General features: G+C 65.8%; 25 protein-coding genes. 11 read left to right on the plus strand and 14 right to left on the minus strand.

Annotated features, from left to right (window positions below; all coding sequences use genetic code 11):
* Nucleotides 1-147 precede the first annotated feature (147 nt).
* The 6 genes from ACEQZ0_RS12205 to ruvB are packed head-to-tail and all read left to right on the plus strand — an operon-like array spanning nucleotide 148 to nucleotide 3408.
* On the plus strand, nucleotides 148-318 hold the full coding sequence (locus ACEQZ0_RS12205) for a hypothetical protein (RefSeq protein ID WP_370191082.1): 171 nt from the start codon (nucleotides 148-150) through the stop codon (nucleotides 316-318).
* Between the two features lie 16 nt (nucleotides 319-334).
* Nucleotides 335-934, plus strand: coding sequence for a Holliday junction branch migration protein RuvA (gene ruvA / locus ACEQZ0_RS12210; protein ID WP_370191083.1), 600 nt, complete (start codon nucleotides 335-337; stop codon nucleotides 932-934).
* Nucleotides 931-1329 (plus strand): GFA family protein, encoded by a 399-nt coding sequence (locus tag ACEQZ0_RS12215; protein WP_370191084.1) that lies wholly within the window; start codon nucleotides 931-933, stop codon nucleotides 1327-1329. The genes ruvA and ACEQZ0_RS12215 overlap by 4 nt, the downstream gene beginning before the upstream one ends.
* Nucleotides 1330-1342: 13 nt before the next feature.
* On the plus strand, nucleotides 1343-1876 hold the full coding sequence (locus tag ACEQZ0_RS12220) for a DsrE family protein (protein ID WP_370191085.1): 534 nt from the start codon (nucleotides 1343-1345) through the stop codon (nucleotides 1874-1876).
* Between the two features lie 58 nt (nucleotides 1877-1934).
* Nucleotides 1935-2330: a hypothetical protein gene (locus ACEQZ0_RS12225; protein ID WP_370191086.1), complete on the plus strand. Its 396-nt coding sequence runs from the start codon at nucleotides 1935-1937 to the stop codon at nucleotides 2328-2330.
* A 52-nt stretch (nucleotides 2331-2382) separates the two neighbouring features.
* Nucleotides 2383-3408 (plus strand): Holliday junction branch migration DNA helicase RuvB, encoded by a 1026-nt coding sequence (gene ruvB, locus ACEQZ0_RS12230; protein WP_370191087.1) that lies wholly within the window; start codon nucleotides 2383-2385, stop codon nucleotides 3406-3408.
* Between the two features lie 595 nt (nucleotides 3409-4003).
* Here ruvB and ACEQZ0_RS12235 read toward each other — a convergent pair.
* The 5 genes from ACEQZ0_RS12235 to ACEQZ0_RS12255 form a co-directional block, all read right to left on the minus strand.
* Nucleotides 4004-4525, minus strand: coding sequence for a hypothetical protein (locus ACEQZ0_RS12235; RefSeq protein WP_370191088.1), 522 nt, complete (start codon nucleotides 4523-4525; stop codon nucleotides 4004-4006).
* Nucleotides 4526-4600: 75 nt separating this feature from the next.
* A complete protein-coding gene (locus tag ACEQZ0_RS12240) occupies nucleotides 4601-5320 on the minus strand; it encodes a prolyl hydroxylase family protein (RefSeq protein WP_370191089.1) in 720 nt (239 codons plus the stop codon).
* A 32-nt stretch (nucleotides 5321-5352) separates the two neighbouring features.
* Entirely contained in the window at nucleotides 5353-5772 is a 420-nt protein-coding gene (locus tag ACEQZ0_RS12245) for a rhodanese-like domain-containing protein (RefSeq protein ID WP_370191090.1), read from the minus strand.
* Nucleotides 5769-8444: an aconitate hydratase AcnA gene (gene acnA, locus ACEQZ0_RS12250; RefSeq protein WP_370191091.1), complete on the minus strand. Its 2676-nt coding sequence runs from the start codon at nucleotides 8442-8444 to the stop codon at nucleotides 5769-5771. The genes ACEQZ0_RS12245 and acnA overlap by 4 nt, the downstream gene beginning before the upstream one ends.
* Before the next feature lie 359 nt (nucleotides 8445-8803).
* On the minus strand, nucleotides 8804-9673 hold the full coding sequence (locus ACEQZ0_RS12255) for a DMT family transporter (RefSeq protein ID WP_370191092.1): 870 nt from the start codon (nucleotides 9671-9673) through the stop codon (nucleotides 8804-8806).
* Between the two features lie 157 nt (nucleotides 9674-9830).
* On the opposite strand from ACEQZ0_RS12255, the gene ACEQZ0_RS12260 reads away from it, so the two are divergent.
* A complete protein-coding gene (locus ACEQZ0_RS12260; protein WP_370191093.1) occupies nucleotides 9831-11252 on the plus strand; it encodes a L,D-transpeptidase family protein in 1422 nt (473 codons plus the stop codon).
* A 10-nt stretch (nucleotides 11253-11262) separates the two neighbouring features.
* Here ACEQZ0_RS12260 and ACEQZ0_RS12265 read toward each other — a convergent pair whose 3' ends face one another.
* Genes ACEQZ0_RS12265 through ispG form a run of 3 tightly spaced genes read right to left on the minus strand, consistent with a single transcriptional unit; the run spans nucleotide 11263 to nucleotide 13759 of the window.
* Nucleotides 11263-11970, minus strand: a complete 708-nt coding sequence (locus tag ACEQZ0_RS12265) for a murein L,D-transpeptidase catalytic domain-containing protein (protein ID WP_370191094.1) — start codon at nucleotides 11968-11970, stop codon at nucleotides 11263-11265.
* Between the two features lie 60 nt (nucleotides 11971-12030).
* Complete coding sequence (locus ACEQZ0_RS12270; protein ID WP_370191095.1) at nucleotides 12031-12567, minus strand: TIGR02281 family clan AA aspartic protease; 537 nt, start codon at nucleotides 12565-12567, stop codon at nucleotides 12031-12033.
* A gap of 43 nt (nucleotides 12568-12610) precedes the next feature.
* Nucleotides 12611-13759 (minus strand): flavodoxin-dependent (E)-4-hydroxy-3-methylbut-2-enyl-diphosphate synthase, encoded by a 1149-nt coding sequence (gene ispG, locus ACEQZ0_RS12275; RefSeq protein ID WP_370191096.1) that lies wholly within the window; start codon nucleotides 13757-13759, stop codon nucleotides 12611-12613.
* A 106-nt stretch (nucleotides 13760-13865) separates the two neighbouring features.
* Here ispG and ACEQZ0_RS12280 point away from each other — a divergent pair, with 106 nt between their 5' ends.
* Nucleotides 13866-14867 (plus strand): zinc transporter ZntB, encoded by a 1002-nt coding sequence (locus tag ACEQZ0_RS12280; RefSeq protein WP_370191097.1) that lies wholly within the window; start codon nucleotides 13866-13868, stop codon nucleotides 14865-14867.
* Nucleotides 14868-14879: 12 nt separating this feature from the next.
* Here the strand turns inward: ACEQZ0_RS12280 and ACEQZ0_RS12285 are convergent, their stop codons facing one another.
* From ACEQZ0_RS12285 to ACEQZ0_RS12305, 5 genes are all read right to left on the minus strand, one after another.
* Nucleotides 14880-16646, minus strand: a complete 1767-nt coding sequence (locus tag ACEQZ0_RS12285) for a DUF885 domain-containing protein (protein WP_370191098.1) — start codon at nucleotides 16644-16646, stop codon at nucleotides 14880-14882.
* 79 nt (nucleotides 16647-16725) lie between these two features.
* Complete coding sequence (locus tag ACEQZ0_RS12290) at nucleotides 16726-17367, minus strand: DUF1109 domain-containing protein (RefSeq protein ID WP_370191099.1); 642 nt, start codon at nucleotides 17365-17367, stop codon at nucleotides 16726-16728.
* 1 nt (nucleotide 17368) lies between these two features.
* Entirely contained in the window at nucleotides 17369-17899 is a 531-nt protein-coding gene (locus tag ACEQZ0_RS12295) for a sigma-70 family RNA polymerase sigma factor (protein ID WP_370191100.1), read from the minus strand.
* Nucleotides 17900-17923: 24 nt separating this feature from the next.
* Nucleotides 17924-18382 carry a DoxX family protein gene (locus tag ACEQZ0_RS12300; protein WP_370191101.1) on the minus strand — a complete coding sequence of 153 codons (459 nt, stop codon included), beginning with the start codon at nucleotides 18380-18382 and terminating at the stop codon, nucleotides 17924-17926.
* Nucleotides 18383-18403: 21 nt separating this feature from the next.
* Nucleotides 18404-18691: a DUF2282 domain-containing protein gene (locus ACEQZ0_RS12305; RefSeq protein ID WP_370191102.1), complete on the minus strand. Its 288-nt coding sequence runs from the start codon at nucleotides 18689-18691 to the stop codon at nucleotides 18404-18406.
* Between the two features lie 188 nt (nucleotides 18692-18879).
* Between ACEQZ0_RS12305 and ACEQZ0_RS12310 the strand changes: the two genes are divergently transcribed.
* From ACEQZ0_RS12310 to ACEQZ0_RS12320, 3 genes are all read left to right on the plus strand, one after another.
* Nucleotides 18880-19164, plus strand: a complete 285-nt coding sequence (locus ACEQZ0_RS12310; protein ID WP_370191103.1) for a hypothetical protein — start codon at nucleotides 18880-18882, stop codon at nucleotides 19162-19164.
* Between the two features lie 74 nt (nucleotides 19165-19238).
* Nucleotides 19239-20075, plus strand: coding sequence for a DUF692 domain-containing protein (locus ACEQZ0_RS12315; RefSeq protein WP_370191104.1), 837 nt, complete (start codon nucleotides 19239-19241; stop codon nucleotides 20073-20075).
* Complete coding sequence (locus ACEQZ0_RS12320) at nucleotides 20072-20842, plus strand: putative DNA-binding domain-containing protein (protein WP_370191105.1); 771 nt, start codon at nucleotides 20072-20074, stop codon at nucleotides 20840-20842. The genes ACEQZ0_RS12315 and ACEQZ0_RS12320 overlap by 4 nt, the downstream gene beginning before the upstream one ends.
* On the opposite strand, the gene ACEQZ0_RS12325 is transcribed toward ACEQZ0_RS12320, so the two are convergent.
* Nucleotides 20836-21798: an SDR family NAD(P)-dependent oxidoreductase gene (locus ACEQZ0_RS12325; protein WP_370191106.1), complete on the minus strand. Its 963-nt coding sequence runs from the start codon at nucleotides 21796-21798 to the stop codon at nucleotides 20836-20838. The genes ACEQZ0_RS12320 and ACEQZ0_RS12325 overlap by 7 nt on opposite strands.
* Nucleotides 21799-21885: the final 87 nt, after the last annotated feature.

Raw genomic sequence — 21885 nt, forward strand, 5'->3', positions numbered from 1 at the left:
CATGTCGCAAGCGCCCGGCACTGTCCACTTCGGCTTTTCTCCGCCACGGTGAAGCAGGATTTTCCTACAGCGCGGCGATCTGCGATATCGGGAAGGATGCGGGGCGGGTTTCCGCCCGCCATCACGTCCGTCACCCGCCGATTTCGCGTGGAAAAGCCAAGTATTCGCAAGGCCATGCGCTTCTTCGCTGAAGGTGACGCGGTGTCACCTTTGTCACCCGCCTGCGGATACCGGCTTGGCGATAAGCCGCGCGGCGCACTGGCCAAACCGGATCGGGTGGGGCAGGAACAAAACGCGCTCAAGCAGCGATCGCGCTAGCGCGGAAGGACAGTTGATGATTGCGAAGCTGAAGGGCCTGCTCGACGAGACAGGAGTGGACTGGGCGGTGATCGACGTCGCGGGCGTCGGCTATCTGGTCCACTGCTCGACCAAGACGCTCGCCGCATTGGGCGAGGTCGGCGAGGCGTGCGTCCTCTATACCGACCTCCAGGTGTCCGAGAACGACATGCGCCTGCTGGGCTTTGCCGATGGCGCCGAACGCGAATGGTTCCGCCTGCTTACCCATGTCCAGGGGGTCGGGTCCAAGGTCGCGCTGGCGATCCTCTCGGCGCTGTCGACGGGCGAGCTGCAGCAGGCCTGCGCCAAGGGCGATGCGGCCATGGTCGCGCGCGCCAATGGCGTCGGGCCCAAGCTCGCCGGGCGGATCGTCAACGAGCTGAAGGACAAGGCCGGCGCGCTCCCGGGCGGGGCGGTGCCGGGCGTCGTCGCGACACCCGCGGGCGGGGCCAGCGCCGATGCCGTCAGCGCGCTCGAGAACCTCGGCTTCAAGCCTGCGGTCGCCGCACGCGCGGTCGCCGCGGCGCAGGGCGAACTCGGCGAAGGGGCGAGCGAGGGCGACCTGATCCGCGTCGCGCTGAAAAAGGCGGCGGGATGAGCACACGCACCGCAACCTGCATGTGCGGCCGCCTGTCGGTGACCTGCGAGGGTGAGCCCTTTCGTATCTCGGTGTGCCACTGCCTCGACTGCCAGCGGCGCAGCGGCTCGTCCTTCGCCGCGCAGGTGCGCTTCCCGCGGGACCAGGTCACGGTGTCGGGCGAGGCCAGGGTGTTCACGCGCACGGCCGAAAGCGGCAATACGAGCGAACACCACTTCTGCCCCGATTGCGGCTGCGAGATGTGGTACGTCGCAGGGCCTTTCCGCGAGACGCTGGCGATCCCGATCGGGCGCTTCGCCGACCCGTCCTTCCCGCCTCCGGGATATTCGGTCTATGAGAGCCGCAAGCATGCCTGGGTCGCGATTGTCGACGCGAGCGTCGAGCACCATGAATGACGAGGAGAAAACCATGCCCCGCCTGTTCCTGATCCCCCTGCTGTTTGCCGCCGCACCGCTCGCCGCGCAGGATATGAGCGCTTTCACAACCGGTCCCGTGTTCGAGGATTTCGGCCCGCATGCCGCAATCGAGGGCATCGCGCAGGTTCCCGCCGACACCGAATTCTCGGTCGCCTTCGACGCCACCGAGCCGGCCAAGGATGGCGAGCGCAACAAGAGCATCGAAAGCGCCGCGCGCTTCATCAACATGCATGTCGCCGCCGGCGTGCCCGAGGACAATATCCGCGTCGCGGTGGTGGTCCATGGCAAGGCCGTGTTCGACCTGCTCGACGCCGAAGCCCGCGCCGCCCACGAACTGGCGGAGAACGGCAGCGCGGCGATGATTCGCGAAATGCTCGACCAGGGCGTCCGCATCATCGTCTGCGGCCAGAGCGCCACCGCGCATGGGGTCAGCCAGGACCAGTTGATCCCGGGCGTCGAAATGGCGCTCTCCGCCATGACCGCCCACGCCCTGCTCCAGCAAGCGGGCTATACGGTGAACCCGTAATGAGCGGAGAACGATCTTGCTAAGGCGCGTTGCAGACAAGTGGGCGCATGCCATAGCAATGCGAGAGCTCGAAGGGCTGCTGATCAAGCGCACTATCACGGCTGAGGAGGCCGAAGGTCAGTGGAATTTGATCTCGGATGGTGAGGTATGCATCCATGTGTCGAGTTGGCGCCTGGTTGGCGACAATAACATAGTAGTGACAAGTGAAGACCACGGACACCGTTTCGGCCTGCCCAAACCCATCGATGCCGTCGAGATACTTAACACCGTGCTCGCCGGTGCCCCTGTCGCGAAAGTTGAAGTGAGTTCTACAACTGGTGATTTGATCATCCTTTTCGCGGGCGGGGTACGCCTTGAGATACTGACCCTCTCGGCTGGCTACGAAAGTTGGTCAGTGGGGCGAAAGGAGGACTTCGCCACCTTGTTTGTCGGGGTGAACGGAGGCTTCTTGTGATTGCCGAGAGATGGAAGCTGAAACAAGTTCAGCATGACGGTATGGGGCAGGTGTGACCGAACCCGTCCCCCTCCATACACCCGACCGGCAGCCGGAAGACCCCGACGCCGCGCTGCGGCCGAAATCGCTTGCCGAATTCGTCGGGCAGCAGGCGGCGCGCGAGAATTTGCGCGTCTTCATCGAGGCGGCGCGCGGGCGCGGCGAGGCGATGGACCATGTGCTGTTCTTCGGCCCGCCCGGCCTCGGCAAGACCACGCTGGCGCAGATCGTTTCGAAGGAGCTGGGCGTGGGCTTCCGCGCCACCAGCGGGCCGGTGATCGCCAAGGCGGGCGATCTGGCCGCGCTGCTGACCAATCTCGAGCCCAATGACGTGCTCTTCATCGACGAGATCCACCGATTGAATCCGGTGGTCGAGGAGGTGCTTTATCCGGCGATGGAGGATCGCGCGCTCGACATCATCATCGGCGAGGGGCCTTCTGCGCGCAGCGTGCGGATCGACCTGCCGCCCTTCACGCTGGTCGGCGCGACCACCCGGCAGGGCTTGCTGACCACGCCGCTGCGCGACCGCTTCGGCATCCCGGTGCGACTGAATTTCTACACCGAGGACGAGCTGCTCAAGGTCGTCACCCGCGGGGCGGGGCTGCTCGGCATGGGGATCGACGAGGGCGGGGCGCGCGAGATCGCCCGCCGCAGCCGCGGGACGCCGCGCGTCGCCGGGCGGCTGATGCGCCGCGTGCGCGATTTCGCGCATGTGCTGGGAGAGGCGACGGTCACGACGCGCGTGGCCGACGAGGCGCTGACGCGGCTCGAGGTCGATTCGCTCGGCCTCGACGCGATGGACCGGCGGTATCTCACCATGATCGCCAGCACCTACAAGGGCGGCCCTGTCGGGGTAGAGACGCTTGCCGCGGGCCTCAGCGAACCGCGCGACACGGTCGAGGAAGTGATCGAGCCCTACCTCATCCAGCTCGGCCTGATCGCGCGCACCGCGCGCGGGCGCTGCCTCAACGATGGCGGCTGGGCGCATCTCGGGCTGACGCCGCCCTCGCGCCCGCAGGGCGACATGTTCGACAAATGACCTTTCCGGTGTGGTAAGATTAGGCCGCAGATCGGTCCCGAAACGGGACGGGGCTTGCGCAACCCTCGCATTTCCGCGAAAAATTTACTTTCTGAGGGTACCCGCGATCGATAACCATATGCGAGTCCCGCGGGAGGGATTGGCGACAGGATACGCAGGATCGCAATAAGTAGCGGATATACTTCGCCTTTGCGCGGTCGCAACAGGAAGTCAGAACGATGTCGGTTAAGTCAGCTCTTGCCAAACTCTCGGCCACCGCGGCGGGTGGCGCATTGCTTGCAGGCGGTGCGGTGCATGTCGCCGAGAAGCCGATCACCGACAATCCGCAGTACAAGGCAAAGCAGGTCAAATACGTCAAGCAGGCCAAGCCGCGCGCCGTGCCTCGGCCGACCGTGCCGCGCGCCCGCTCCATCCCGCGCCAGGTCGAATGCGTACCGGCCGAATCGCCCGAAGCGGTCAACAACCCGAACAATATCTGCCCGCCGGTCTACCGCCAGGCGATGGCCGCCGTCCCGGTTCCGCCGCTGCCCGCAGCGGCCCCGGTCGGCGGTGGCGGTTCGGCACGCTCGATCCCGAGCGCCGGCGGAGGCGGCGGCTATGGCGGCGGGTTCGGTGGCGGCTTCTTCGGCGGCTTCTTCACTGGCTCGAGCGGCGGTGGCAGCGTGGTGGTCAACTCGACCACGACCACCGGCGGCGAACCGCCCGTCGTAGACGTCGACGTCACGACCACGACCTCGACCGGCGGCACTTCGACCTCGACCTCCACCGGCGGATCGTCGACCTCGACCTCGACCGGCGAAGTATCGACCACCACCAGCTCGAGCAGCAGCACGGGCGAAGTCTCGACCTCCACAGGCGAGGTCTCTACGTCGACCGGCGAGGTGTCGACCTCTACCGGCGAGGTGTCGACCTCGACCGGCGAGGTTTCGACATCGACAGGCGAGGTCACGACCACGAGCGGCAATATCACCACGAGCACCAGCTCGTCGTCCTCGACCAGCACCTCGAGCTCGACGTCCAGCTCGACCTCGACGTCGAGCAGCACTTCGAGCTCGACCTCGGGCAGCAGCAGCGGCACCGATGTGCCCGCGCCGCCGATGATGGCGCTGTTCGGCATGGCTGCCGCAGCGGTGCTCGGCCGTCGCAAGTTCCGCATCAAGCGGGGTGCGTGAGTGACAGCCGACGGGCAGCGCTAGCCGCGCTGCCTGAGGCTCCATTCGCCCTGGCGATACCACTGCGTCACGACGTATTTCTCGCCTGCGAGCACGGGTAGGGCGGCATGCCGCGTAGCGCGGTTGGGGCGCCCCTTGCGGTCCATGTTGTCCCACAGCACCAGCATGCCCGGTTCGGGCACGATCCGCAGGTCGAGTTCGGGAAACTCGGTCTCGCCGCCTTCCTCGACCGCGTTGAGATAGACCATCGCGGTCCAGCTGCGTTGGCCGCCGCGGTTGCGTTCAACCTGCCAGTGCGGCCGGTCGAGGCGGAAATGGTCGCGGTGGTGGCGATATTCCTCGCCGACGAGGTAACGCTGGCCCTGCAGCGGCTCGGCATGGATGCGGTCGATCCCGGTGACTGCCGCGATCCTGTCCGCCATCGCGCGCGTTTCGGGCATGTCTTCGGAAAAGAAGTGCGTCGAGCTGGTCCGCCCGCACGGCGATGACCTTTCGGAAAACAGCACTGAGGGCTGGATCCGGCTGTCGACGATCGCGATCAGCTTGCGGCATTGCTGCGCGCTCAGCAGGTCGCGCATCAGGAACAGGTCCGCCTTGCCCCCGCCGCGCGGTTCGACGCGGGGATCGGCCAGCAACCGCTCGCGTACGTTTTCGCCGATCGTGCGGAGGACGGCGGGATCGGCTTGCGGGTCGGTACGACCTCGACCCAGCATTTCGGTCAGGCGAGAGAAGAAAATCACGCTAGCTACGCCGCCCCGACGCAAGCAGCGGGCTAGTCACGGACGACCGGCAGGCCACCGGATTCCCAGGCGAGAATCCCCCCCTCCAGATGAACCGCTTCGGTGCCGCTCGCGGCGAGGCGCTCGGCGGCGATGCCCGAGCGGCGACCGGAGCGGCAGTAGAGTATGCGCTGGGCACCGTTCGTATCGGGCAGGGCCTGCGGCTCGAATTCGTCGAGCGGGATGTTGATCGCCCCGGCCAGATGACCCTCTGCATATTCCTCGGGCGTGCGTACGTCGATCAGCTGGATCGCCTCGCCCGCGTCGAGCCGGAGAGCCAGTGCCCGTGGCTCGATGGTCAGCACGCCGGCCTCGCGGCCGACCGGATCCGTTTCATTGGCCGGTTGCGCCCCCGCCGAACAGGCGGCGAGCAGGCCCGCCGCCACACCGGTGAAAAGCGTGCCGCGGATCACGCCGCGGCCAGTTTGCGCAGCACGTAGTGGAGGATGCCGCCGTTGCGATAGTACTCCATCTCATTCGCGGTATCGATGCGGCAGAGCGCGGTGAAGGTAAAGCTCGAGCCGTCCTCGCGGGTCACTTCCACTTCGATGTCCTGGCCCGGCGTAAGGTCGGCGAGGCCCTTGATCGAGAAGCTGTCGGTTGCGGTCAGGCCCAGGTTCTGGCGGGTATCGCCGTCCTTGAACTGGACCGGCAGCACGCCCATGCCGACGAGGTTCGAGCGGTGGATACGTTCGAAGCTTTCGACGATGACCGCGCGCACACCGAGCAGGATGGTGCCCTTCGCCGCCCAGTCGCGGCTCGAGCCAGTACCGTATTCCTTGCCCGCGACGACCACCAGCGGGGTGCCGTCTTCCTTGTGCTTCATGGCGGCGTCGTAGATCGCCATCTGCTCGCCCTTGTAGGTGGTGTAACCACCCTCGACGCCGGGGACCATTTCGTTACGGATGCGGATGTTGGCGAAGGTGCCGCGCATCATCACGTCATGGTTGCCGCGGCGCGAGCCGTAGCTGTTGAAGTCCGCCTTCGCGACCTGGTGGCTCTTGAGGTACTCGCCGGCGGGGCTGTCTTCCTTGATCGAACCGGCGGGCGATATGTGGTCGGTGGTGACCGAATCGCCGAGGATCGCGAGCGGCTTGGCACCGGTGATGTCGGTGACCGGTGCCGGCTCCATGCCCATGCCTTCGAAATAGGGCGGGCTGGCGACGTAGGTGCTGGTCGGGTTCCAGCGATAGGTGTCGCTGGCCTCGACATTGATCGCCTGCCAGTGCTCGTCGCCCTTGTAGACGTCGGCATAGCGGGTTTCGAACATCTGGCGGTCGATATTGGCAGCGCGGTGCTGGCGCACTTCCTCGTTGCTCGGCCAGACGTCGGCCAGCATCACGTCATTGCCCGCCTGGTCCTGGCCGAGCGGGGTCTCGGTGATGTCCTGCGTTACCGTGCCGAGGATCGAATAGGCGACCACGAGCGGGGGCGAAGCGAGGAAGTTGGCGCGCACGTCGGGCGACACGCGGCCTTCGAAGTTGCGGTTACCCGACAGCACCGAGGCGGCGACGATATCGTTGTTGTTGATCGCATTGCTGATCGGCGGGGCGAGCGGGCCCGAGTTGCCGATGCAGGTGGTGCAGCCATACCCGACAAGGTCGAAGCCCATAGCGTCGAGATCGTCCTGCAGGCCCGATTTCACGAGGTAATCGGTGACCACCTGCGAGCCCGGCGCGAGGCTGGTCTTGACCCACGGCTTGGGCGCGAGGCCCTTTTCGCGCGCCTTCTTGGCGACGAGTCCGGCGGCGATCAGCACATCGGGGTTGGAGGTATTGGTGCAGCTGGTGATCGCGGCGATCACGACGTCGCCGTCGCCCACGTCGTGGTCCTTGCCGTCGACTTCGACGCGTACCGGGGCATCCTTCTTGTAGATCGACTTGAGTTCGGTGTTGAACAGCTCGTCGACCTGCGGCAGCGCGACGCGATCCTGCGGGCGCTTGGGACCGGCGAGCGAGGGTACCACCTTGGAGATGTCGAGTTCGAGCGTCTTGGTGAAGACAGGCTCGTTCTCGGGCGTGAACCACATGCCCTGTTCTTTCGAATAGGCTTCGACCAGCGCGATCGTGTCTTCGTCGCGGCCGGTCAGGCGCATGTATTCGAGCGTCTTGTCGTCGATGCCGAAGAAGCCGCAGGTGGCGCCGTATTCGGGCGCCATGTTGGCGATCGTCGCGCGATCGGCGAGCGTGAGGTTGGCAACGCCTTCGCCGTAGAATTCGACGAAACGGCCGACGACGCCGACTTCGCGCAGCATCTGCACGCAGGTCAGCACGAGGTCGGTGGCGGTGACGCCTTCCGCCATTGCGCCGGTCAGCTTGAAGCCGACCACCTCGGGGATCAGCATCGAGACCGGCTGGCCGAGCATTGCGGCTTCGGCTTCGATCCCGCCGACGCCCCAGCCGAGAACGCCGAGGCCGTTGATCATGGTGGTGTGGCTGTCGGTACCGACGCAGGTGTCGGGATAGGCGACCGGCTTGCCGTCTTCACCGGCCGAGGACCACACGCCCTTGCCGAGATATTCGAGGTTGACCTGGTGGCAGATGCCCGTGCCCGGCGGCACGGCGGTGAAGTTCTGGAAGCTCTTCGAACCCCATTTGAGAAAGTCGTAGCGCTCGGCATTGCGCGCATATTCGAGCTCGACGTTCTTCTCGAACGCCTTGGGGTGGCCGAATTCGTCGACCATGACCGAGTGGTCGATCACGAGGTTCACGGGAACCTGCGGGTTGATCTTGGCCGTGTCGCCGCCGAGCTTCGAAATCGCATCGCGCATGGCGGCGAGATCGACCACGCAGGGTACGCCGGTGAAATCCTGCAGCAGCACGCGCGCAGGGCGATACTGGATTTCCTTGCCGGTGGCGGGATTCTTCTGCCAGTCGGCGATCGCCTGCGCATCGTCGGTCGAGACGGTGAAGCCGCCGTCCTCGAAACGCAGCATGTTTTCGAGCAGGACCTTGAGGCTGAAGGGCAGCTTCGACACGTCGCCGATCGTCTTCTCCGCCTTGGCGAAGGAATAATAGGCGTAATCCTTGCCGTTCACGGTAAGGGTGGAGCGGGTTCCGAGCGTGTCCTTGCCGACCTGGGTCATGCGCGCATCTGTCCTTTCGTTAGGGAGCCGTCACCCGACCAATGGACGGGGCGGTAGAATGTGCCGCGCACCTGCGCCGGAACGTCGCAAAAATCAAGTCTGCGGCAGTGCAGCATGGCGGGAGGCGGGAACCCGCGCCCGGGTGTGTGGTTGATTTTGCAATAACAGGGTCGGCGCGCCGGACGGACTGCGCGGCCTCGAGGAGGAATTGTCAAGGCTTCGCGCAACGCGCAGATGCGCTCGCACCATTCGCTACGTCTCGCAGTTCTCGCTGCCGCACTTGGTGTGGCTGGCTGTTTTACCGCTGCTTTCACCTTCGCCGACCAGCCTGCCCAGGCCTCTGAAGTGACGCAGCAGCGCTAAAGCGCGCTCTGTTCGGTGTGCTTGCCGGTCGTCGCGATCCAGCAGCCGAACACGATCAGCGCGGCGCCCGCCGCTGCGGTCCAGGTCACTGCTTCGCCCAGCAGCAGCCAGCCGAAGAGCGAGGCCCACACGAAACCCGAATATTCGAGCGGGACCAGAACCTGGGCTTCTGCGCGGGCGTAAGCCCAGGCCATCGTTAGCGCACCGGCGACCGTCAGCGCAGCCCCGATCGCGACATAACGAAGCCCGTCTGTCCCGGGAAATTCGAACAAGAAAGGCGCGGCGAGACAGTAGGTCAGCCCGGCAATGCCCATGTAGAAGGTGGCTACTTCAGTCGGCCTCGCAACAAGCGCCTGCTGGCGCTGGAGCACGAGGTTCCAGGCGTAGAGCAGCGCCGAGCTCACGATCGCCCCGAGCCCGAGCAGCGTATCCTCGTTCAGATTGCCGCGCCCGAACTTGCCGCCCACGATCACCAAAACGCCCGACAGTCCCAGCAGGGCGCCCCACACCGCGCGCGGGCGCACCGTCTCGCCCAACAGGATCGCGGCAAGGTACAGCGAGATGATCGGCGCAACGAAGCTGATTGCGATGGTTTCTGCCAGCGGCAGCTTGGTCAGCGCAAAAAAGAAAGTCAGCGCCATGAAAGCGCCGACTACGCCGCGAACGGCGTGGATCTTCATCACAGCTGGTGCCGGCCAGGACGGGCGCCCCGCGAGCCACAGCGGGGCGACTATCGCGAAGGCGATCCCGGCCCGCAGTAGCGCTGCCATATAGGCACCGAGCGCGAGCGAGGCGGTCTTCATGACCGCGTCCATCGCCGAGAGGATCGCGATTCCCCCTGCCGTCGCAAGAATCGGCCCGATCACGGATGGCGTGGTCTTCACAAAATCGCGCATAGAAGCCGAACGCATCCGCGTCACCAATTCAGCCATGCGAAAGCAGGGATATTGGAAAGCACCCGTGCATTGGGCTAATATACGGCCCGACGCGCCGCTTGGGCGCGGGGCGCATCTGGTAGGACTTATGACACGCTTTCGTCTGATTCTCGGTTCCGCAATGGGAGCGGCGCTGTGTGCAACCTCGGTACTGGCGCAGGACAATGCGCCCGAAGACCTGCTGCCGCCCGAACCGGCCAAGGTCACCGAGAAGCTCCCCGACTATACTGCCGATGCACCCCGGCCGCAGCCGAGCGTGGACGACAGCTTCGCCGATATTCGCATGAGTTCGGGCGAAGTGGTGCAGGATTTGCCTGTGCTGGTACGCGAGTGGAGCGTGCCGCAGGCGAAGCAGCTGCTCGCCTTCATTCCCACGGTCGCAGCCGAGGGCCTGGTCCCGGCGGATTACCGTGCGGGCGAACTGGCCGCTGCGATCACCGGGGGCGAGAGTGCCGGGCTCAACGAGCTCGCCAGCGAAATCTTCGTCTGGCTGGTCGAAGATTTGCGCGACGGTCGCACGCCGATGGAGGCGCGTCGCCAGTGGTTCGTGGTCGATCCGGACCCCGACCTGCTGCCGTCGCATAGCCTGCTCGAACAGGCGGTTACCACCGGCGACATCGCCGGGACGCTAACGGCGCTCAATCCGGTTTCGCCCGATTATGCCCGCCTGAGGGAAGAGCTGGCCAAGACGACCGATCCGGCCCAGCGCAAACTGATCCGCGCCAATATGGACCGCTGGCGCTGGCTCGCGCGCGATCTCGGCAAGCAGTACCTGCTGACCAATGTGCCGGAATACCAGCTGCGCCTGACGGTCAACGACAAGATCATCAAGAATTACCGCGTGGTCGTAGGCAAGCCCGGTCGCACCGCGACACCGCAGCTCGCCGAAACGGTCGAAGCGGTGATCTTCAACCCGACCTGGACGGTGCCGCAATCGATCGTCAAGGGCGAGGGGCTGGGCGCCAAGGTACTCGGCAATCCCGCCTGGGCCCGCGCCAATGGCTACAAGGCAACCAAGGGCGCCAATGGCTGGGTCAGCGTGGTCCAGCAGCCGGGGCCGGGCAATTCGCTCGGGCTGATGAAGCTCGACATGCCCAACGAGCACGCGATCTTCCTCCACGATACACCGGCCAAGGCGCTGTTCAACCAGGACGATCGTGCGCTCAGCCATGGCTGCATCCGAGTGCAGGGTGCGCGAGAACTGGCCATGACGATGTCGATGCTCGGAAATGCCAAGAGCCGCGAAGATCTTCCGAAGATCCAGCAGGAAGTGTCCGAAATCACCGCCAGCCGCGAATACACGCGCTATCCGATGGCCAAGCAGTGGCCGGTCTACATCACCTATTTCACCTATGGCGTCGATGTGAATGGCAACCTGCGGAAGTTCGCCGACATCTACGACCGCGACGCGCCGGTGCTTGCCGCACTCGATGCGCCGCGCCAGCGCAACAGGGCCCGGCAGACGAGCGAGGAAGTGGTCGAGATCGTCGACGACCTCCAGACCAGCTGAACCGGCGGTCTCAGGCGGGCGGCGGGCTCATCTGTTCGATCGTCCCGCCCTGGGGCGTGCGTAGAAGGTCATATTGCGCCACCGGTGGGGCAGCGTGGCTGCCGCTTTCGGTGATGCCATAGCTTCCCGCGACCAGCAGGCGCCCGCCCGATAGGTCTATCAGCGCGCGGTCGAACTGTTCGGGCCCCATGGCGAAACAGCCGTTCGAACGACCGAGACGCCCGAATCGCGCGACATGTTCGGGCGTGGCATAGCGCGCCTTGTGCATCACGATCGCGCGCGGCAGCGCGTTCGAATTGGTCGGGTCGAGCCCGTCGAGCCGGATCGAGGTGCCGTATTTCCCCTTGTACCAGCTGCGCGTCATGAAGGCGCCGCGGCTCGATGCCTCGCTGCCCTCGATGTTCGAATAACGCTTGAGCCAGCCGTCATGCTCGCTGTCGGACCCCGTTCCGTGGCTGACATGATAGCTTGCCACGCGTTCGTTCTCGAGGTCGACGAAGTGAAAGCGCTTCTCTGCAGAATGCAGCCCGAAATCGGCGATGCCGACGATATCCCTGCGCCATATGTTCGAGCCGAGCCGCGCCAGTTCGTCGCGCGCGATCGTAAAGAGCTTCGCATCGCGGGCTGCGGTCGGATTGACCTGCGCGAAGACGCGTGCGGGCAGGGCCAGCGCCGCCCCGGCGGCGAGCGAGCCCCTGAGAAGATTACGACGGTTCATATCCTGTAGTTACCATGGTCGGCCCGGCCTTGCCACGCAGATTGCGGCGGGACGGGCATGCTATTCGCCCAGTACCATGCGATCCTGCTCGATGCGGACCGGGTGGATGGTCGACAGGAAGCTCTGGCCGAGCAGCGAGACGGGCAGGCCGTCGGGCACGATCACCGCGGCGACATTGCGCGCCTCGTGACCGCCGAGCGTGACATTGTCGAGCGTGACGGAAACGCCCGAAACCGGGCCCGAGGCACCCTGCGCCACCGGCCGGATGTCGGCTGCGGACCAGGCCAGCCCGGCCGCGCGCGCATCCGCGCCGGTCAAGGCGACCACGCTGGCACCGGTATCGACCAGGAAGCCGATCCGCGACCCGTTCACTTCGGCATCGGCGTAGAAATGTCCGTCCGCCGCGCGCGGCACTTCGGTCGTGCCTGCGACCCATGCAGCGTAGCTGTCGCGCTGGGCATTCTTCCGGCCGGCAACGGTATCGCCCGCTGCGACAGTTTCGGCGCCGTCGGTCACCCGATCGGGCGCTTCGCCGGGCATGGCGGTGATGCCGACGAAGACCGCAACGACAAGGGCAAAGAGGACAGCCTCGCGCATGGCGCGATAATGCCCCGGCCTGCCTTAAGGCAAGGTAAAGCGCCTACTCCGCGGCCTCCGCTGGCTGCGCGTGCGGATCGAAGGCAACCGCTTCGCCGGCTTCGATCTGGGCGGCCTTGGCTTCGACGAGCGCCACGATATGGTCGAGCATGTCGTCCGACTTCACATGGTGATCGGTCACGCCCGAGAGATAGACCATGTGCTTGCCATTGCCGCCGCCGGTAATGCCGATGTCGGTCTCGCGCGCTTCGCCGGGGCCGTTGACGACGCAGCCGAGCACCGAAAGGCTCATCGGCGTCTTGATGTGTTCGAGCCGCTTCTCGAGCGTTTCCACGGTGCGGATCACGTCGAAGCCCTGGCGCGAACAGCTGGGACAGGAGACCACGCGCACGCCCCGGGTGCGCAAGCCGAGCGCTTTCAAAATCTCGTAGCCGACCTTCACTTCCTGCTCGGGTTCCGCCGAAAGCGAAACGCGGATCGTGTCGCCGATCCCCGCCCACAGCAGGCTGCCGATGCCGATCGAGCTCTTCACCGTCCCGCCGACGAGGCCACCCGCCTCGGTGATGCCGAGGTGCAGCGGGCAGTCCACCGCCTCGGCCAGCCCGTGATAGGCGGCCACCGCAAGGAACACGTCGCTAGCCTTCACCGCAACCTTGTATTCGTGAAAATCGTGGTCCTGCAGCAGCTTGATATGGTCGAGCGCACTTTCGATCAGCGCTTCGGGGCAGGGCTCGCCATATTTTTCCAGCAGATCCTTCTCGAGGCTCCCGGCATTCACCCCGATACGTATCGCGCAGCCATTGGCCTTGGCCGCGCGGACCACTTCGGCAACGCGTTCGGAGGAACCGATATTGCCCGGATTGATACGCAGGCAGGCCGCGCCCTTGTCCGCCGCTTCGAGCGCACGCTTGTAGTGGAAGTGGATGTCGGCGACGATCGGGACGTTTGCGGCCTTGGTGATGCGGTCGAAATGCTCGGTCGCCTCCGCGGTCGGGCACGAGACCCGGATGATGTCGGCGCCCGCTTCCTCACAGCGGCGGATCTGGTCGATCGTCGCACCCACATCCTCGGTCGGCGTATTGGTCATGGTCTGCACGGTAATCGGCGCGTCGCCCCCGACGGGGACGCTGCCGACCAAGATCTGGCGGGACTGACGGCGCTCGATGTCGCGCCACGGGCGTACGGAAGACATGGGGTGCGATATAGTCCCCCCGATATGAAGGGGCAATGACGCTGCGTATCGACGGCTGGCGCATTCCCTCTTTCCCGAAGCGCGGCGATGCGGCATCCAGTGCGGCATGCCCGAGCCGACCGACGCCGCCGATACAGATACGCCGCTGCTGTTCGGCCGGGTGCTCGACGGGAAGGGTGGCGCCCGCCCAGTCGGCTGGGACGAGGCACAGGGCTGGCAGCCCTGTGCCGAGGGAGAGGTGCTGTGGCTGCATATCTGCCGCACCCGCCCGGGCGTGCAGCAATGGCTCGAGGACAATTTCGGCATTCCCGAGCCGACCGCCGAATTGCTGACCAGCGACCAGACCCGCCCGCGCGCTTTCCGCGAGGGCATGACTTTGGTCGGAACCCTGCGCGGGATCAACTTCAATCCCGGGGCCGAACCCGAAGACATGATATCCATGCAGTTCTGGAGCGACGGGCGGCGGCTGGTAACCTTGCGGCGCCACCCGTTGCAGACCCCGCGCGCGGTGGTGGCGCAGCTCGACGAGGGGGAAGGACCGCCCGATGCCGGGGCGACGATCACCCAGCTGGCCGAACTCATGATCGCGCGAATGAGCCAGTCGATCGTCGACATGAACGACGTGCTCGACGCGCTGGAGGATGACGACCCCGACGAACACGCCGAAAGCATGCTCAAGCGGATATCGACGATCCGCCGCAACTGCCTTGCGCTGAAGCGGCACATGGCGCCCCAGCACGAAGCGCTCGAACAGATCAGCCGTGATGCGCCAGCCTGGTTCGACGCGAGCGACCGCCGCGAGATCGCCGAGAGCATCGCGCGGTTGCGCCGCTATCTCGACGATATCGACATCAGCAAGGAAAGCGCGCTGGTGCTGCAGGACGAAATCCGCGCGCGCAGCCTCGCGAGCAGCGAACAGGCGACCTACATGCTGACCATCGTCGCGGGCATCTTCCTGCCCCTATCCTTCCTCACCGGCCTGCTCGGCATCAATGTCGGGGGCATGCCCGGTATGGACGACCCCGACGCCTTTTGGGCCGTGGTCGCCCTGTGCGGACTGCTGTTCATCGGCCTGATCGTGGCCTTCCGCCGGCTGCGCTGGCTCTAGCGCGGCGGCGCCTCAGCGCTGCGAGGGGATGAATTCCTCGCGCACTGCCTTGGCCATCAGCTCGAGCGGGATGATTCCCTGGCCGAGCAGGAAGTCGTTGAACGTCTTCTCGTCGAACTTGTCACCCAGCGCCACCTCGGCCTCGATCCGCAAGTCGATCAGCTTGCGATAACCGTAATAGTAGCTGCCGGCCTGGCCGGGCATGCGATACTGGTAGCGGTCGAGTTCCTGCTTGACCATTCCGGGAGAGAACAGCGCCTCTTCGCGCAGCACGCGCTCGGCGTCCTCGCGGCTGATCAGCCCGAGGTTGAGCATCGGGTCGAGGAAGGCGCGGGCGGTGCGCAGCAGGCGGAACTGCTGGGCGATGAACTGGCCTTCGATCGGCTCGTAGGGCAGCATTTCGGCTTCGGCATAAAGCGCCCAGCCTTCGACGTTGACGCTGTTGAAGGCGTAGAGAAGCCGGGCGAGGCTGACGCCCTGCTCGACCAGCGCGGCGAATTGCATCTCGTGCCCCGGTCGTGCCTCGTGCGCGCTCAGCGTCCAGCTCGCGGCGGGGAAGTTGAAATCGTCGTAGGCCTCGCCTTCGCCTGCGGTCGGGTTGGCCACGGTGAGCACGAAGGTGCCCTGCTCACCCGTATTGCCGATCAGGCGCGGGGGGCGCATATGCGGCGCGGGCTGGGCGGCGCTTTCGGCGGCGGAGGCCACCCGCATGGCAAGCGGATAGTCAGGCAGGCTGACGATGTCGTGCTCGCGGATTTTCGCCTCGAGCTCTCCATTCACGCCGCGATAGAATTCCTCGATCTCGTCATTGGGGATCGTGCTTTCCTTGAGCTTCTTCATGACCGAGGCATAGTCGGTCTCGGCCCAGCCGTGCTTTTCGGCGATCTGCGGGGCAAGCGCCTCCATCTGTGCACGGATCTCGTAGAAACCGCGCCGCGCCTGGCTCATCGCCTCGCGCGGGTCGGCATCGATCCCCCAGTTCTTCAGCGCAAGAGCATAGAGTTCCTCGGGCAGGCGCGGATTGTCGCGCGCGGCGGGAAGGACCACCTCTTCGGTCCATTTTGCATAATCTGCGAATTGCGCGTCCATCGCGTCGAGCGCTTCGTCGGCGCCATCGATCCCGTATGTGTCGAAGAGTTCGCGGATGCCGGTGGCGAAAGTCGGGATCTTGTCGATAGATTCGCGGACCTCGACCGCATAGGGCCCCATCTTGTCCTGCCCGCGGCTGGCCTCGAAGCGGCGCTTCGCCAATTCGGTCAACGGCTCGCTGTCGGGCCAGATGCCGGTGTAGCGTTGCAGCAGCTCAAGCGCCTTCGCGCGGCGGCCAGGTGCGGTCTGTTCGGACAGCAGCGTCCCGATGGTTTGGAACATGCCCTGCGGCACTTCGGCGAATTCGAGCATGTAGCGGCGCTCGAGCTCGAGCCCCTCGATCCGCAGGTCGAGCGCATCGATCAGGATCTGGAGGTCCTGCTTGACGTAGGTGTTGGGCTCGACTGCCATTGCGGCGGCGAATTCGGAGCGCAGCTTGCGGGCTCCGGCGAGGTAGCGCTCGTCGCGATCGAGCGCCATGTCGTTAACCAGCCCGTCGTACTGCTCGTAGCCGGCGGAGCTGGCGCCGGTCGGGAAGAAGCCTGCCTCGAAGGTGATGAGCTTTTGGGTATAGGCATTGCTCGTCTCGACCCACTGCGGATTGGCGGGTGCCGTCGCTTCTTCCTGTGCGGCGAGCGGAACGGCGGGCAGCGCCACGGCGAGCGCGATGGCGGCGGCAAAGGTCTTCATCTGGCTTCCCCTCTGGATGTCGCCGCTAGGGGTGCCGCCTGTTGCGAAGCTTGACAAGCACGGGCCGGACGAACGTCGCTCACCAGCGGACGAGCGACGGGACCGCAATCCGGCCGATCACGCCGCCGAGGACGACCGGCAGGACATGCCAGCTCCCCAGGTGTGCCAGCGTATCGACCGGGCAGGCGAGGCCATGGGCGAAGGTGCCCAGCGCGCCTGCCGCGATCCCGGCATAGGTACCTGCCAGCGGAGGCGACACCGGTGCTCCCTGCCGCAACCAGGCGATGAGAGCGACGAAGGTGATGCCGCCAAACTCCGCCCCGGCAAGGAAGCATCCGAGCCCGTAGGGATCGTGTACGATCTCGGCCAGCCCTCCCTGCAGGCCGAGCACGGCAATCGCGGCCGCAGGCAGCAGAGCGGCCATTGCCAAGGCCCAGCGCGCGCCGTCATGATGATTGCCGACTCGCGGCGACGCCATGCGGATCGCCGCCAGCGCGGTGGCTGCGCCGAGCAGGCCGAACATGCCGTTGGCGATGAAGAACAGCGCCGATGCCTCGCCCGTGGCGATCCCGCGCCAAAGCCCCTCGATCAGGGCGACCAGAACCACGCTCGCAAGCGCGGCCGCACCGACCAGCGCGATGCCGCGACCAGGCTTCATCGGGCGGACGGGGGAAAGGTCCGCGGCAAGTTCCTCGATCAGCGATTGGGGCACGCGATTCATGTCAGTCTGCTTTCTCTACGAGCGCGGAAAGCTTCTTCAATCCGCGATGGATATTCACCTTGACCAGGCTCTCGCTCTGGCCCGTTCGTGCCGATGCTTCGGCGATCGTCAGCCCCTCGATCTTGACCAGTTCGATGGCTTCGCTTTGTCCTGCAGACAGGTGCACGAACAATCGCTCGAGGCTCATCCGTGCCATGACCGCCTCCTCGTCGCTGTCGGCGATCGCATCGTGGTCGCCCAGCTCGCCCTCGGCCTTGCGATAGACCTTGCGCAAATGGTCGATCCAGCGATAGCGCGCGATCGCCGCGAGCCAGGGAAGGAAGGCCCGGCCCGGGTCCCAGCTCGCGCGCTTGGCATGGATCGCCAGCATCACCTCCTGCACCAGATCGTCGAGTTGTGCGGGGGCGACCCGGCGGCGGAAATAGCGTTCGAGCCACAGCCGGACTTCGGCCAGCAGCACACGATAGGCCGCTGCATCGCCCTTTTGCGAGGCGGCCATCAACCGTGCGAGGCTGGCTTCGTCGGCGATCATCGCGGGGCTCCCATGGTGAGCCTATCACTCGGCGCGGGCACGCGCGAGCAGCGCGTCGGCCGCCAGAGGGCCCCCGCCGCGCGACAGCAGCACACTCGCCAGCGCGACCCACACTATATGCGTCTGCCACCAGGCCTCGGGATAGACGAAGACCTGGATCACCAGCGTCATCGCCAGCAGGGCCAGCGCGGAAAGCCGGGTGAACAGGCCCACCACCAGCAGGATCGGGAAAAGATGCTCGGCATAGGTCGCCATCGGGGCGGCGATGGCCGGGGGTAGCGGCAGGCCGGTATATTCGTATTCGAACAGGAAGCGCGCCTGCTCGCCGATTGTCAGCAATGTCCCTTCGGCCACCTTGGTGCGTCCCGAGCGCCAGAAGATGCCCGCCAGCGCCACCCGGGTGAGCAACAGCGCCAGACCCTCGGGCCATCGCGAGGCGAGCCATGCGGCGAGACTGTCGTAGCGGGCGAGGAAGGTGTGCATCGGAATGGGCCGCAATGCCGCTCAGCGCTGGACCGGGGTCAGCGATCCCTTGCCCTTGGGCGTCTTGGTCTTCTCGCAGGTGCCCTTGGGGACCAGCTTCCAGGCATTGCCCTGATAGTCGCGGGTCGAAGTGCCAGCGCAGCTGGTTCCGGGACCAGCCGCGCAGTCGTTCTCGCCCGCCTTGGCGACGCCGTAGCACTTTTCCATCGCGGGCTTCTTCTGCGCCGCGGCGGGGCTGGCGGCGAGGCCGGCGGCCGCGCTGGCGGCAAGTGCGATACGGGCAAGGTGGGTCAGGGGCTTTGCGGTCATGAAATCTCTCCCGGATGGGTTTGCCAATGGGACCCGGCGTCGGGCCGGGGTCAGGGAGACATTCGCCGGGTCGGGGCGGCGCGTTACAGCACAGGCGAATTTTCGGGTCGTGTAACCGGTGCGGCAGGGCGAGCGAAGAAGGCCCTGTGCGCATCTTCGCGCAGCACGACAGGAGAGGATTCGACATCATGACCGCCATCCGCAAACCCGCCAGTGCCGCCGCCGCGGCCGCTTTCGCGCTGTCCTCCATGGCCGCATTCGCCGCCGAACCGCCCGCCGGCAGCAGTGGTCGCGCGCTTGGCGCCGAGGACATGGTCCACTGCTACGGCGTCAACAGCTGCAAGGGCACCGCCGACTGCGCCACGACGCAGCACGAGTGCAAGGGGCAGAACGAATGCAAGGGTCACGGTTTCAAGGCGATGAAGGCGGGTGACTGCCTAGCCAAAGGCGGTACGATCGGCGACCTCGGCTGAAGCCCCGGCGGCCCGGCTGCCCCATTCGCCCCCCGATCGGGCATGCCGGGTCGCCACCTATCGCATCACCTTCCATGGAGGACATCCCCCCGTTTTACGGCTTCGGCCTGGGTCTCAGACGCCCGCACTACGCCGACTTCCTCGAGGGCGCGGTGCCGGTAGATTTCGTCGAAGTCATTTCGGAAAACTACATGGTCGATGGGGGCAAACCGCTGCGCATCCTCGAGAGCGTACGGCAGGAGCACCCGGTCATCCTCCACGGCGTTTCGCTTTCGGTCGGTTCTGCCCAAGGGCTCGACGCGGACTATCTCGTCCGCCTGCGCAGGCTGGTCGAGCGGATCGAACCTTTGTGGGTCTCCGATCACCTGTGCTGGACCCGTACAAGCGCGCACAACAGCCACGACCTCCTGCCGCTGCCGTTGACGCGCGAGGCGCTCGCAATCGTCTGCGAAAATATCGACAGAGCGCAGGAGGCGCTCGGTCGGGCGATGCTGTTCGAAAACCCCTCGAGTTACCTTACCTTTCCCGAGGACGAGATGCCCGAATGGGAATTTCTTGACGCAATGACGCGGCGAACGGGCTGTCACCTGCTGCTCGACGTCAACAATCTCTATGTGAGCGCGCGGAACCACGATTTTTCCGCCGCCGATTATCTCGCCGGTCTCCCACTGGATCGCGTCCGGCAGATTCACCTTGCCGGGCACCAGCCGGGCGAGATCATCATCGATACGCATGATCGCGCGGTGTGCGATGATGTCTGGGCGCTCTATGCGAAGGTCATCGCCCGAACCGGCCCCGTCGCCACGATGATCGAGCGTGACGACGCCATCCCGCCTCTCGCCGAGCTGCTGCACGAGCTCGATCGCGCCCGAACCATTGCAGGCTCGTGCGAGAGGAGCGCCGCGGCATGAGCGCGCTGGCGCAGCGGCAGGCGGCGGTTCTCGGCGCGATTCTCGACGAAGACGCGGCGCTGCCTGAAGGCTGGGGGGAGCGGCAAGCGCGCGGGCTGGCGATCTATCGCAACAATTACCGCAGCGCGCTGGTCGAGGCGCTGCGCTCGACCTTCGAGCGGACCGAGCGGCTGGTTGGCGATACCGCCTTCGCCCGCGCCGCTGCGCATCACTGCATCACGCATCCGCCGAATGGCTGGACGCTCGACCTGGCCGGCGAAGGCTTCGCCGAAACCTGCGCCGCGCTCATTGCAGGCGATCCCGACGTTGCCGAACTCGCCGCGCTCGAATGGGCGATGCATCTTGCCTTCACGGCGCGCGATGCCGCGGCGCTGACCCCCGAAGGCTTTGCCGCCGCCACCGCAAAATTCGGCGAGCATGACTGGGAGCGATTCACGCTCGACCTCATGCCCTCGCTCCGTTGTCTTCCCGCGACATACGATCTCTTGCGCCTCTGGTCCTCGCTCGCCGGGGAAGGCGAAGCGGATCTCGTATCGCTCGACGTCCCGCAGATTGCGGTGGTCTGGCGCGAGGGCGAGTGCCCGGCCTTCGTGCTGCGTCCGGAACGGGAAGGTCGGGCGCTCGAATCCTTCCGCGCCGGTGCCCGTTGGGGCGAGGTCTGCGGCACACTCGCCGCGGCGCTGGGCGAAGAGAAGGGCATTGCCGAAGCGGGTGCAATGCTCGCCCGCTGGGTGGCCGAAGGGTGGATCGAAGAGGTCGGTCAGTAGGCGAAGGTTTCGCCCACCAGCTTCTCGCTCAGCGTCCACAGCCTCTCGGCGTTGCCCTCGTCCACGGCATAGCTGCGGACACCGCCCATCGGATCGTCGTCGTTGCGCTCGGCGACATGGCAATCTTCGCAGTAGAGCCCGCCCGTGCCGGCCAGCTCGTCGGCGGTGGCGACCCAGCAAGTGGTCGCCGCGCCCTGCGGAATGGACTTGAAGCCCTGGCCCTGCTGGCCGGTTTCCTCGGCCGCTTTGCGCATGCGCTCCATCATCCACTGGCGGTCTTCCTCGGTCATGTGGCGTCCGAGATTGGTCATTATCCCGCCGGGATGGAGCGCGTAGGCATGGATGCCCTTGGCGGCGAGCCGCTTTTCCAGCCCCACCGAAAAGAGAATGTTGGCGGTCTTCGACTGACCATAGGCCTGCCATTTATCGTAGTCGCGGCTCTCGTAATTCGGATCGTCGAAATGGAGTTGGTCGATGTGGTGACCGCGGCTCGAGAGGTTGACGATACGCGGCTCGCTGCCCTTTTCTATCAGCGGCATCAGCAGGTTGGTGAGCAGGAAATGGCCCAGGTGATTGGTGCCGAACTGCATCTCGAATCCGTCCGCCGTGCGGCCGAGCGGGCAGGCCATGACGCCGGCATTGTTGATCAGCAGGTCGATCTTCTCGAAACGCTCGTTGGCGTCCTTGGCCGCCGCGCGCACGCTATCGAGCGAGGCAAGGTCGCAGACCAGCGTATCGACCCTGGCGCCGGTTGTCTCGGCGATCTCGTCCGCTGCGGCGGCCAGCTTGGTGGCGTCGCGGCCCGAAAGGATCACATGCGCGCCCTTGGCGGCCATCGCCCGAGCGGTTTCCATGCCGAGGCCAGAATAGCCGCCGGTGATCAGCGCGGTCCGCCCGCTCAGGTCCTTGCCCTCGAGGACTTCGTCGGCAGTGCTCTCGAATCCGAATGTGCTCATGCGCTGTCTCCCTTCGGGCTGGGGCCTAGCACAGAAAAAGGGGCGCGGGAGGGTTATTCCCGCGCCCCGATGTGCGTTCCCCGGAGG

The organism is Qipengyuania sp. (genome assembly GCF_964227205.1).
GTDB lineage: Bacteria > Pseudomonadota > Alphaproteobacteria > Sphingomonadales > Sphingomonadaceae > Qipengyuania.

Excerpts from the sequence above, each read along its gene's own strand:
- ruvA (WP_370191083.1), top strand. The coding sequence starts at position 335 with ATGATTGCGAAGCTGAAGGGCCTGCTCGACGAGACAGGAGTGGACTGG.
- ACEQZ0_RS12215 (WP_370191084.1), top strand. The coding sequence starts at position 931 with ATGAGCACACGCACCGCAACCTGCATGTGCGGCCGCCTGTCGGTGACC.
- ACEQZ0_RS12220 (WP_370191085.1), top strand. The coding sequence starts at position 1,343 with ATGCCCCGCCTGTTCCTGATCCCCCTGCTGTTTGCCGCCGCACCGCTC.
- ACEQZ0_RS12225 (WP_370191086.1), top strand. The coding sequence starts at position 1,935 with ATGCGAGAGCTCGAAGGGCTGCTGATCAAGCGCACTATCACGGCTGAG.
- ACEQZ0_RS12235 (WP_370191088.1), bottom strand. The coding sequence starts at position 4,525 with ATGCCGAACAGCGCCATCATCGGCGGCGCGGGCACATCGGTGCCGCTG.
- acnA (WP_370191091.1), bottom strand. The coding sequence starts at position 8,444 with ATGACCCAGGTCGGCAAGGACACGCTCGGAACCCGCTCCACCCTTACC.
- ACEQZ0_RS12260 (WP_370191093.1), top strand. The coding sequence starts at position 9,831 with ATGACACGCTTTCGTCTGATTCTCGGTTCCGCAATGGGAGCGGCGCTG.
- ACEQZ0_RS12265 (WP_370191094.1), bottom strand. The coding sequence starts at position 11,970 with ATGAACCGTCGTAATCTTCTCAGGGGCTCGCTCGCCGCCGGGGCGGCG.
- ACEQZ0_RS12270 (WP_370191095.1), bottom strand. The coding sequence starts at position 12,567 with ATGCGCGAGGCTGTCCTCTTTGCCCTTGTCGTTGCGGTCTTCGTCGGC.
- ispG (WP_370191096.1), bottom strand. The coding sequence starts at position 13,759 with ATGTCTTCCGTACGCCCGTGGCGCGACATCGAGCGCCGTCAGTCCCGC.
- ACEQZ0_RS12280 (WP_370191097.1), top strand. The coding sequence starts at position 13,866 with ATGCCCGAGCCGACCGACGCCGCCGATACAGATACGCCGCTGCTGTTC.
- ACEQZ0_RS12285 (WP_370191098.1), bottom strand. The coding sequence starts at position 16,646 with ATGAAGACCTTTGCCGCCGCCATCGCGCTCGCCGTGGCGCTGCCCGCC.
- ACEQZ0_RS12290 (WP_370191099.1), bottom strand. The coding sequence starts at position 17,367 with ATGAATCGCGTGCCCCAATCGCTGATCGAGGAACTTGCCGCGGACCTT.
- ACEQZ0_RS12295 (WP_370191100.1), bottom strand. The coding sequence starts at position 17,899 with ATGATCGCCGACGAAGCCAGCCTCGCACGGTTGATGGCCGCCTCGCAA.
- ACEQZ0_RS12300 (WP_370191101.1), bottom strand. The coding sequence starts at position 18,382 with ATGCACACCTTCCTCGCCCGCTACGACAGTCTCGCCGCATGGCTCGCC.
- ACEQZ0_RS12305 (WP_370191102.1), bottom strand. The coding sequence starts at position 18,691 with ATGACCGCAAAGCCCCTGACCCACCTTGCCCGTATCGCACTTGCCGCC.
- ACEQZ0_RS12310 (WP_370191103.1), top strand. The coding sequence starts at position 18,880 with ATGACCGCCATCCGCAAACCCGCCAGTGCCGCCGCCGCGGCCGCTTTC.
- ACEQZ0_RS12315 (WP_370191104.1), top strand. The coding sequence starts at position 19,239 with ATGGAGGACATCCCCCCGTTTTACGGCTTCGGCCTGGGTCTCAGACGC.
- ACEQZ0_RS12320 (WP_370191105.1), top strand. The coding sequence starts at position 20,072 with ATGAGCGCGCTGGCGCAGCGGCAGGCGGCGGTTCTCGGCGCGATTCTC.
- ACEQZ0_RS12325 (WP_370191106.1), bottom strand. The coding sequence starts at position 21,798 with ATGAGCACATTCGGATTCGAGAGCACTGCCGACGAAGTCCTCGAGGGC.